At 64.9% G+C, this 10,914-nt stretch carries 6 protein-coding genes; 3 read left to right on the top strand and 3 right to left on the bottom strand.

The annotated features are described in order from the left end of the window. The first annotated feature begins 112 nt into the window (after nt 1-112). A complete protein-coding gene (locus IIE03_RS04030) occupies nt 113-1,750 on the top strand; it encodes an IS1634 family transposase (protein ID WP_192861465.1) in 1,638 nt (545 codons plus the stop codon). A gap of 75 nt (nt 1,751-1,825) precedes the next feature. Here the strand turns inward: IIE03_RS04030 and IIE03_RS04025 are convergent, their stop codons facing one another. Further along, nucleotides 1,826-6,184: an NACHT domain-containing protein gene (locus IIE03_RS04025; protein WP_225997229.1), complete on the bottom strand. Its 4,359-nt coding sequence runs from the start codon at nt 6,182-6,184 to the stop codon at nt 1,826-1,828. Nucleotides 6,185-7,317: 1,133 nt separating this feature from the next. On the opposite strand from IIE03_RS04025, the gene IIE03_RS04020 reads away from it, so the two are divergent. Beyond that, nucleotides 7,318-8,520 carry an MFS transporter gene (locus IIE03_RS04020; protein ID WP_225997228.1) on the top strand — a complete coding sequence of 401 codons (1,203 nt, stop codon included), beginning with the start codon at nt 7,318-7,320 and terminating at the stop codon, nt 8,518-8,520. An 89-nt stretch (nt 8,521-8,609) separates the two neighbouring features. After that, nucleotides 8,610-9,251 (top strand): class I SAM-dependent methyltransferase, encoded by a 642-nt coding sequence (locus tag IIE03_RS04015; RefSeq protein ID WP_192861462.1) that lies wholly within the window; start codon nt 8,610-8,612, stop codon nt 9,249-9,251. Nucleotides 9,252-9,344: 93 nt separating this feature from the next. Here IIE03_RS04015 and IIE03_RS04010 read toward each other — a convergent pair whose 3' ends face one another. Together IIE03_RS04010 and IIE03_RS04005 are read right to left on the bottom strand one after the other, a co-directional pair. Further along, on the bottom strand, nt 9,345-10,289 hold the full coding sequence (locus IIE03_RS04010) for a phosphotransferase family protein (RefSeq protein WP_192861461.1): 945 nt from the start codon (nt 10,287-10,289) through the stop codon (nt 9,345-9,347). A 116-nt stretch (nt 10,290-10,405) separates the two neighbouring features. Further along, nucleotides 10,406-10,914: M15 family metallopeptidase (locus IIE03_RS04005; protein ID WP_192861460.1), on the bottom strand; the 509-nt coding region annotated here is incomplete at its 5' end.

Raw genomic sequence — 10,914 nt, 5'->3', positions numbered from 1 at the left:
CCTGAGTTTGGTCATCTCGGCTTGATCCGTGCTGGCGCAGTGCTGTGACCTGTGGTGATGGTGGTCTTAGTGCGCGGTTTCACGCACTAACGGGCTGGCCTACGCTCGGTGGGTGGCGTTCATTCGACGGGTCCGGACCGCGTCCGGGGCGACGGCTGTGCAGATCGCGGAGTACGTCGGCGGGCGTCGTCAGCGGATCGTGGAGCACCTCGGGTCGGCGCACTCCGAGGCCGAGCTCGGCCTCCTGCTGGAACGGGCCCGCGGCCTGCTTGCCGACGGCCGGCAGGGTGTCCTTGACTTGGGTCTGGAGCCCACGACGCGCGCGGTGGGACTGGTCCCGGCTCCTGGCGAGCCGGCCTTGCTCGGCGGCCAGCCGGTCCCGTCTCAGGCGCCGCGGGTCGGTCCCGCGCGGGTGGAGTCGACCGCTTCGCGTGTCTTGTTCGACGCTCTGGTAGGCGTGTTCGCCGACCTGGGGTTCGACGGGATCGGGGACGAGACGTTCCGGGACCTGGTGATCGCGCGGATCGTGGAGCCGACCTCGATCCTGGACGTGGGGCGGGTTCTGAAGGACCTGGGCCACAGCCCGGCGAGCGAGAAGACGATGCGCCGCACCCTGGCCCGCTGCGTCGGCAACGGCTACCGCGACCAGATCGCCGGGTTGTGCTTCGATCACGCGCAGGCCAGCGGTGATGTGTCGTTGTGTTTGTACGACGTCACCACGCTCTACTTCGAGGCCGAGAAAGAGGACGGGCTGCGGAAGGTCGGCTACTCCAAGGAACGACGAGTCGACCCGCAGATCGTCGTGGGCCTGCTGGTGGACCGGTACGGGTTCCCGCTGGAGATCGGCTGTTTCGAGGGGAACAAGGCAGAGCGCCTGACGATTGTGCCGATCATCGAGCAGTTCCAGGCTCGCCACGGTATCGAGGGGATCGTGGTGGTCGCCGACGCGGGCATGCTGTCGGCGGGCAACCTGGCCGAGCTGGACCGCGCCGAGCTCGGGTTCATCGTCGGCTCAAGGATGACCAAGGCACCGATCGACCTGGAGTCCCACTTCCGCTGGCACGGGGACGCGTTCACCGACGCCCAGGTCATCGACACCATCACCCCGAAGACCGGGCAGAACCTCGAGAACGACCCGATGCTGCGCAGCGAACCGGTCTGGGACCCGGCCACGCACACGCGGTCCTGGCGGGCGGTGTGGTCCTTCTCCCGCAAACGGTTCGTGCGCGACAACGCGACCTTGACCCTGCAGGAGAACCGCGCCCGGGACGTGATCGACGGATCCCGGACCGCGAAGGCCACGAGGTTCGTCAAGACCAGCGGGGACGCACGCACCCTGGACGAGAAGGCACTGGCCCGAGCCCGAGCGCTGGCCGGGCTGAAGGGCTACGTCACCAACATCCCGGCCACGGTGATGCCGCCGGCAGAGGTGATGACCTGTTACCACGACCTGTGGCACGTGGAGCAGTCCTTCCGGATGAGCAAGACCGATCTGGCCGCCCGGCCGATGTTCGCCCGCACCCGCGACGCGATCGAGGCGCACCTGACCATCGTGTTCACCGCCCTGGCCGTCGCCCGCGCGGCCCAGGACCGCACCGGCCTGGCGATCCGCAACATCGTGCGCCAGCTACGCCCCCTGCGCTCGGCAACGATCACCATCAACGGCACCACCGCCACGTTCCCGCCCGCGATCCCCACCCCACAGCAGACCATCCTCGACGCACTGAACCGCGACGACGTCACGCACTAACCCGAATGACCAAACTCGGGTGGAAATCCTACCGGTTATGTGCTGTCGAGAAGGGGGGGCACGGCCCTCAGGGCTCTATACGCGTTCGGATTGGGAGATTGCCTTGCCGACCCCGTACACGCCGAGTTCGAGTAGTCGATCCAAGACGTCAAGCAGGGCGGAGCGGTGAGCCCTGTCTCGTGACTGAGCGAGTCCCCGTACCACCAGCTCGCTGATGTAGCGGGCGTCGCCGGCTGCACCGGTTCTGATGTCCGCGGCCTCATGGCCATAGACTTCAAGGAATCGTTGCGCGGCCTTGAGCGCTAGGTCGTCGACCTTGTCGGGCGCGTGCTCCAGCGTCAGGAGTAGCTGCGGCGTCGCGTGGCTATAGGACGGCGAACGGATGAGGGCATCAAGTAGGTCGGCAAATGGCCTGAGTCGCTGGTCGCGAAGATGCGGCGCCACCTGTGCGACAGCTTCGCGGACATCATCGTCATCATCGTGCATCAGGGTCATCAAACTGGAGGTGGCCAACTCGACGTTCGACGTGCGGTCGATGCGCGCAGCCACAACGTCGGCGACGCCTCTGCGGACCTTTACATCTGCCGAGAGTGCTCGAGGCATCAGGTCGATGAGGCCCCACTCTAGCGCACCGAAAGCGGCCAGAGCGCCGCCCGCCGCTCGGGACTCGTCGTAGTCAGAGTTAAGCATGCGATGAATGACTGGGATGATGACTTCCGGATTGACATTCCCGATGTAGAGCATCAACCGCTCGACCAAGTCGCTCGCCAGAAGTCGATCATCGGCGTCGACCAACCGCTCGAACGCGACGAGGACATCTGGGCGAGCGTGGCGCAACGCGGCCGCCAATGTATGCGCAACGCAAGCGCGCACGTAGACGCTCGGATCGCTCGCGAGATTTCCTAGCCAGGGCCGCACTACTTCGGTGCGTGACCCATCTACGTCGTAGACTAAGAGATCTCCAAGCGCCTCGGCCAAGCTACCGCGCGCAGTGTTGATGCCGTTGTGTCGCAGATCCTTGGCGTCCATGCTGTCGTCTCGCTCTTGGCTGAGAATGGACGATTCATCGGTCGGGTCGGGAGAACGAAGTGCTCGGTCACGTATGAGTTCAACCAGATCGATCGGGGCCTCTTTGTAGTGCTGACGGAGCGCAGTACCGAGCCAACGGTCATGATCTTGGTGCCCGAGGGAAGCGATGTGGCGGATCGCGTCGAAGGCGAGCGTGCCGGGGTATCCAGCATTCTCGCTCGCTTCTCCCAGGCCAATAAGTATGGCGTCGCCATATGCTGGGTTAACGTCTACTGAGAGCCGCAAGGCGAGTTGGGCGAACCGAGCAGGGGCTTCCTTCACTTGCTGTTGCAGGACAGTAGAGAGTTCGCGTGCACCACCCGTTAACGTGTCCCAGTCCGTCCTATCGGAGTCGTACTTCGCCATGGCTCTGAGCCATTGATCATCGGTCAATTTGCTGGCTCGGCTCGGAGCGATCGGCGAGCCGATGAATCCGCCTTCGATACCGCGCGGAGCTGAAGGGAAATCCTGATGAAACTTCCTGCGATACTCGTTAAGTCGGCGGACGCCCTGTGGAGTCAAGCGATTCTCGGCAAGCGCGGACAAGAAGGTGAACGCCAATCTGCCCGAACTCGGCCCAGATTCGTAGGGATTAACCAAGTCGCGGAACCGGCGTTCCAGTTCCTGATGCCTTTCTCCGTTGATGTGCCCTGCGATCGCTGTGACCACTTCTCGGGCCAACCAGCGACCATCCGATACGTATCCGCTGTCAAGCCTCCTATTGTCTTCGAGTAGTAATGCTGCCGCCCATTCTGAGAATGTCTCTCCGGCGGCCGCCAGTGCACGATAGAGGAGGAGTTGCGATGCGTGGTATGGGTCGCAAGCAAGAGATTCCAACAGTGATCGGATGGATTCTGGTGTCGATCTGGCTAGTGTCTCCAGGGCCCGAGCCGAGGCAGAGAATAGTGCGTCACCCAGATCTCGCTCGCTAGTGCCACTTCCGGGAACGCGCAGGCTAAAGTGTCGATCGCGAATGCATCGATCTTTTTTCGGCTCATATGCGGTGACGGTCATCACATCGCGTAGGTACGGCACGATGGTTTCGACAAATGCTAGCGGCTCGGCGGCGGATGCCTCGCGTACCATTTCGCATGCGCCGTGGTCGGTAATCCCGAGTACTGCTACCGTGCCATATTCACCAGTCGTGAGCCCGTCCATGTGGTCGACCAGGAGCGCCTGCAAGAGCTCGATCGCCCACATCGGCTGGTGCTTCGCCAAGTCTTGAACGGTCAGCCAGAGGCCGTCCTCGGTGCCGTCGTATGCGCCCTGCCGCACAATCTCTAGCAGCAGGTCGAATAGCATCCGGTTCGTGTGAGCGTGAGCGTGGAGGAAAATCCGGCGCAACCAACTGAGGTAGTCGGATGCGCTCTGTCTGGTTGCCAGCAGTGCTGCCACCGATTCGCCGTGTTGGTTGACGCCGCTCGACATCGATTCGATTGCGCGCTCACGAAGGATCTGGTCGTCACTGTCGAGCCAGGTGGCGATCAGGCCATCGGCGTGGAATCGCTGAAACCATTGAGGTCGTCGGAGCTGCAGCCACAGATGGTCCTCAAATCGCGGCCGTGTGTCCGAAACGCGCAGGAGGAGGGCTGCCTCTTCGGCTGTCGGATCCGCCACACTCGCAACGACTGCGAGCACAGTTTCCTTGATGTGGAATCGCACACCTTGGCTTGTGAGTGCCGCCTCCACTTCTTCAATGAATCGACCGTGCTCGCGCTCGCGGAGATGTTGCAGGATCTGGCGCACTTGCCCCCGACGGAACAATTCTTGCTCGTCGCGACACAAGAAGTCAATCAAGCATTCTCGACGGGAAACCCATAGGCGTGCAAAGGCGTAGTCGAAGAAGGACTCGTGGAAGAATGCGATGCGATTGCCCTCACGTGCCAATACATGCTCGGAAACAAGTACATCGGCATCGTCGGCTAGGTCGCCGTCGTCGAGCACCTCGATCGGTATCGATAGCGTCTGACGATCACTAGCTGCATTCGCCAAGCCGGCGATCACGTCGTTGAAACGCACGCCATTGCGCCTGACCCGCGCAGCTCGGCGTTTGCGCTCCCAGAACGACTCGAACAGGGATCCCTGGGACTGGAACGACGGCGCTTCGTCTTGGTCAGCTACGGTGTTGAGCAACACCAGATGCAGTGGAGTCTGCAACAACTCGCGTTGCGACGCCGTTAGGTGGTTCGGATCGAGACCCATGGCCTTGAGGGCTGTGTCGACCGCCGTTGCGGGGAGCTTCCCGACTTGGACCTTTCGCACGTCGGGCCGATTGGCAAGGGCCCGAATCCGGTGATCGTTGTCGACGTCGAACTCCCGGCAGGCGAGAATGACTCGCATACCTGCGACAGAGAGTGCCTCGCCGATCAGATCGACTACGACGTCCAGACTCTCCGGTATCCGCCCCGATGCAAGGCTGACGGCATCGAGTTGATCGATGACGAGGTATGCCTCGCCACCGTTCGCAGCGACGGCTAGCGCCGCGGCGGGCGACGTCTCTAGGCCCAACTGCCGGCCCAGTTCGACAGTCGAGGCGAATGGTCCGAGTCGGTCAAGTCGGAAGCCCAGGACCTCGGCGGATCCGCTCGTGAGTGTCGTCACCGATTGCTCGAGTACGGAGCTCTTCCCACTTCCAGCGGTGCCGACCACGAGGCCGAGACGGTCCCCGTGGAGGGCGCCGATGAGGCCTCGTGCCTCTTCACGTTCGACGGGTGGTTGGAGCAGCTCTCGCCGAATGGTGCCGAGCCAACTTTGCGTTACTGCGTGGATCTGTTCGTGTACGGTGGAACGCGAGCCAGCGGTCAAGGGCCGCATGCCTTGATCTGCCAACTGGCTCAGCAGTATTGGACGTGTGAGTCGCATGCCGAGGTTATCGAGCAGTATGGCGCCCAGCGCTAGCGATACGGAATGTCCCGTTGTGCCTTCCAAGCTCAGCGCGGCTAGCATGCTGTTGACCTGCACGACGTCGGCTTCGTCGTGCACCTCGAACCACATTCCACGCAGCGTCGTCCAGGCCTTCTCAGGGCTGCCAAGGATCCCGGGGGCGGAGAGCTCATCGAAAATGCTACGGAGTGCTTCCGTCAACCATGATTGCGTGAAGGCGGCGACATCGGCGGATTTGCGCGCGCGTTCCGTGAGCTCACGCAGCGGCCCGCTCGGGATCAGTGAGACAAAGTGATATTGGCGTCCGGCAGCGACGTGTTCAGCTGCAGCCTCGAATATTCTCAATCGCGCAAGGCTCTTGACGCTCCAGTAGTTGTTGCTCCCATCTTGCCGCTTCAGTTGGTGGACTTCGACGTGGGTGCCCTTGGCGTATGTGAACTCCGCACCGTTGCTCAACTCAACGTCAACGTCCTCGAGTGTCAATGCTTGACGCTCGTCGTGAATGCAGTACAGCGCGTGCCGAACAGCCCATGCGAGCTCGTACCTATTGCCTACCTTGTCGGCTTCGCCGCCTGGCCTAGGTGCCACAGTCCCACCTCCCACGGGTCCTGAGTGATCCGACACACTGCTGACGTCTCGCGACCTCGGCGGTACCGATCACGGTGGATCAAACGTCCCCGGGCCGCCCTGCCCGTGGCTGACGCAGCGTGATCACGCATGAATCATAGAAGGACCGGCGAGGATCAGTTCGGTACGCCCTCAGAGGGTTGCAGGTTCGACTCTCACTTGCGGTTCGAGTCATGACGCGGTTCCTGACACGATTGCCGCCCCTGACACGCCATCTGACACGGTTCCAGCGACCACCACCGCCCACGGTTGCCCACCGATACCCACCCATGGGACGCTGAACCCGAGCAGCGCGAGAACGGCAGAATCTAGCCGTTCTCGCGGCTTGAACAGGGCGCACAACCGCCCACCGGAAGCAGCCTTGCGAGCAGCCATCGTGACTTGCTCCGCCGGGAGAAGGTCGGGGGTTCGAATCCCCCTAGCTCCACCGATGTGATGAGTCGGGACATCGTTCGTAGATGTCCCGACTCATTGCTTTGTGACGGGGCTGCTGGAGGTGGGGTCTGGTGTGGCGTCGGTGCTGGTCAGGTGGTGGGGTGTTTTCGCGGTTGTGGTGGCGGGGAGCCGTTGGAGTCGTGGGGGGCCTGGGAACCTGGCCTGCACGGACGTCGGGGCCTGTGGTGGCGGGCTGCCCGGGCCAGTGCTGCGGTGGCGTCCGGGAGCGGCCGGTTGGAGGCGTGATCTGCGTGGTCGCAGGGATCTGACAGTTCGGCCATCGGGTGCCGGACGCTGTCCCGACTCATCTATGAACGATGTCATGAACCAGCACACCCCTAGCTCCACCGATTGAGGGTCGCTGCATCTGGCATCGCGCCAGGTCAGCGCTTTCTTCGTTCCGTAGGGGAACGGATGACGCTCGGCCGAGCCGTCGTCGGGGGTGGTTGACTTGCGCCGTGAATCGCGCTCGTAACTCGCTGTGGCGGACATTTCTGCAGCTTCGCGGCAACCCTCGTGCCTGCGTGTGGACCGAACCGCTGTGGGGTCTGTCCATGGCGCTGGTACTGCCGTACGCGTCGGTGTTCATGCTGGCCCTGGGGCTGCGCGACGCGCAGATCGGGTTCCTCGCGACGGTCGCCATGCTCTCTCAGGTCGCTTTCGGGCTGGCAGGCGGGATCATCACCGACAGGTTCGGCAGGCGTGCCACGACGGCGTGGTTCGACGTGATTGGCTGGGTGATCCCGTGCCTGGTGTGGGCGTTCGCGCAGAACTTCTGGTTCTTTCTCGTGGCCTCTCTGGTGAACGGCGCACTGCAGGTCACGCAGAACTCGTGGGACTGCCTCCTGGTCGAGGACGCCGAGCGGGGCAAGATCACCAGGATCTACTCGCTGGTCAAGGTCGCGGCCGACTGCTCCGCCCTGTTCGCGCCGCTGGCCGCCGTGCTGGTCGCCCAGCTCGGCCTCGAGCCCGCGGTCCGCATCCTGTACGTCAACGCCGCCGTCGTCATGATGGTGAAGATCGTCTGGCTCTACCTGTGGTCGCGGGAGACGCGACAGGGGCGCATACGGATGGACGCCACCCGCGGGCACACCGTATGGCGGCTGGTCGCCGGGTATCGCGGAGCACTCGGGCTGCTGTTCCGGTCGCGCGGCTCGTCCCTCGCGCTGGCCGTGGCGGCCCTGACCGCCGCTGTCGTGCTCGTCAACGGCACGTTCTGGCAGGTGGTGGTCAGCGAGCATCTACACGTGCCGTACGAGTTCCTGCCGTTCTTCCCGATGGTCCGCTCGGTGTTGTCGGTGGTCTTCTTCTTCACGCTCATCCCACTCCTGACCACCGCCGTCGATCTCAAGCGAGCCACGTTGTGGGGGTTCGGCGCCCACCTCGGCGGGCAGATCGTGCTTGTGGCGATCCCCGCTGCCGACGGCACGGCGACGGTATCGACCTATGTGTTCCTCGGCGTCTGCCTGCTGCTGGACAGCTTCGGCGCCGGCATGCTGGCCATGCTCGCGGAATCGCTCGTCGCGCTGCACGTCGACGAGGGGGAGCGCTCGCGGGTGATGGCTCTGCAGCGCACCTTCATCATGCTCGCCGCGGCGCCGTTCGGATGGATCTCCGGATGGTTGTCGGAGATCGGGCGCACCTATCCGTTCGTGCTCACGTCCGTACTGCTCGTCGTCGGCCTCGTGCTGGCCGCGACGCGTTGGGTGCCGACGCGGCAGCACACGGACACCACCCTGGTGGCAGACCCCGCGTAGCGTCGGGTCACCGCCGTGGTTCCCAGCGGAACATGCGCGACGCGACCACGTCGCCGACTGCTGGTCCGCAGTCGGTAGGGTTCGTGTCGATGTCTGACGACTGGCTGTCCCGGACCCGTGCCTCCTACGACACCGACGCGTCCGGCTATGCCGAGAAGGTGGATGGCCTGCTGGAGGGCAATCCGTACCTGCGCGCGAGCCTGGCATTGTTCGCCGAACTGGTGGCCGAGGCAGGGGGCGGACCGGTCGCCGACGTGGGGTGCGGTCCTGGGTACGTCACACGTCGCCTGAACGATCTCGGAGTGGACGCCTTCGGCATCGACCTGTCGCCGGAGATGATCGCGATCGCCCGGCGGGACCACCCCGATCTGCGGTTCGAGGTCGGGACGATGACCGATCTCGACCTGCCCGACCACTCGGTCGCCGGCCTCCTGGCGTTCTGGTCGGTCATCCACATCCCCGATCACGCCGTACCCGGGGTCTTCGCTCAGTTCCGGCGAGTCCTGCGCCCGGGAGGCCCGCTCCTGGTCGGGTTCCACGTCGGTGACCGGACCCGTCACCGGACCGAGGGATACACGGGCCGCCCGATCAGCGTCGACAGTCACCACCGCCGGCCCGCCCAGGTCGCACGGTGGCTGCGAGAGGCCGGGTTCGCGATCGAGGCCGAACTGCTCCTGCGCCCCGACGACGACGTCCCCGGAGCCATCCTGCTCGCGCGACCTCACCCCTGACGAAGGCGGCGAATGCGGAGGCCCACTGATGCCGGAGTGCCGGTCAGGCCCGGAGATCTGGCTCGGTGACTCGCACCACTCGGCTTGGAACTGCTACCGATCGTTGGACGCCGGCAGTGATCGCAGGTCCGCCGCGATCCCGTCCAGCGGTGCGGTGGTCCCGATGCTCGCGAACCAGTCCCACAGTTCGAGGGCGTGGTAGGTGCGGTAGAGCCGGATGCGTTCGGCGCCGTCGGGGCCCAGCGGCCCGTACCCCTCGACGAGCGCGTCGAACGCGTCGGGCGGCCGCTCGAACTCGTACTGGATCGTCTTCGCCAGATCCATCAGTGGATCCGCGGCGATCGCGTTCTCGACGTCGACGAGTCCGGTGACGCGCCAACCGTCGCCGTCGGGCTCCACGAGGATGTTCCCGGCGTGCAGGTCGTTGTGGCAGAGCACCGGCTGCTCGCATCGTTCGAGCAACTCGGCGTGGTCGCTCACGTAGCCGCTGATCGAGGCGTGCACGTCGCTGTCACCGCCGAGGTCCGCGAACTCTGCGAGCTTCTTGTCGAACTGGCGCGCCATGTAGGCATGGTTGGTCGGCAGCGGGTCAAGAACCCGCGTGGTCAGGTACCCGAAGGCCGGCTGCCTGATCGTGTGCAACGCCCGCGTCAGAGCGCCCACCTCAGCAAGAACAGCGCGCTCCGCCGTTCCGTCGAGCGAGACGTGGGAGAGCGGTCGCCCCGGCAGAAGGGTCATCACCGTCACCGCTCGCTCGGCATCCACGTGCACGACCTCGGGCACTCGGATCCGATCGGCGAACGGACGGGACCCGTTCAGGAGGCCGAGAACGTACACCTCCTTCTCCTGCTTCCACCGCCACTGGTCGGCGTAGCGCTTGACCACGAGCGTTGGCCCGTCGGCCTGCCGCACCTCGTGCACTGCGCTGAGGGCGCCACCGCCACGCGGGACGACGCCGGTCAACACGGCGTTCCCGGGAAGGACGCTCCGAAGCAGATGTGCGGCCACGGCACTCTCGTCCCAGGGTGTCGACGCCATCGGGCCAGGCTGACACCGTACGGGCGAGCTGGTCCAACGCATTTCTCTCATGTCGACCGCTGCGGGCTTCCCGAGGTCGAGATCGTCCCCGGCACCTCGCGCTCGTGGTGTCCGGCTCAGCCTTCGGCGTCGTCGTGCATGGGCGGGCACGTCCCTCCGGGTGTGGTGAGGAGTTCGAAGTGCCAGATCTCGTTCGCGTACACCTGGCAGAGGCCGTAGTCGGTGCCGTGCTGGATGAGCCAGTAGGCGCCCTCGGTGGGGCCGATGTCGACGGCGTTGCCGCTGACGTGCTGCGATGTCTCGGGGGTGGCGACGGTGCGGCGGGCCTCGGCGAGGCCCTTGGTCCGGATCGCCTCGTCGTAGAGGCTTTGCTGGTAGGCGGGGCTGCGCCATCCGCTGGTGATCCAGAGGTCGATGCCGGCAGCGTGCGCGTCGTCCGCGGCGTGTCGGACGGCGGCGCGGAGCGCGGGGTCGAGGCGGGTGATCGCGGGGATGTCGTCGTTGGGTCCGGCCGCGCCTGCGGGGATGTCTCCGCCGGCCTCACCGGTCGATCCGCTCGGTTCCGGGCTGCTGCCCAGGACGTCGTCGGCCGTGAGGGGGGCACGGCCTGCGGCACGCTCGATCA

The sequence above is a fragment of the Myceligenerans pegani genome, assembly GCF_014892515.1.
Lineage (GTDB): Bacteria > Actinomycetota > Actinomycetes > Actinomycetales > Cellulomonadaceae > Myceligenerans > Myceligenerans pegani.
The sequence above is the reverse complement of the archived record's forward strand: the minus strand, read 5'-3'. Positions and strand labels throughout refer to the sequence as shown.

Excerpts from the sequence above, each read along its gene's own strand:
- IIE03_RS04010 (WP_192861461.1), bottom strand. The coding sequence starts at position 10,289 with ATGGCGTCGACACCCTGGGACGAGAGTGCCGTGGCCGCACATCTGCTT.
- IIE03_RS04020 (WP_225997228.1), top strand. The coding sequence starts at position 7,318 with ATGGCGCTGGTACTGCCGTACGCGTCGGTGTTCATGCTGGCCCTGGGG.
- IIE03_RS04015 (WP_192861462.1), top strand. The coding sequence starts at position 8,610 with ATGTCTGACGACTGGCTGTCCCGGACCCGTGCCTCCTACGACACCGAC.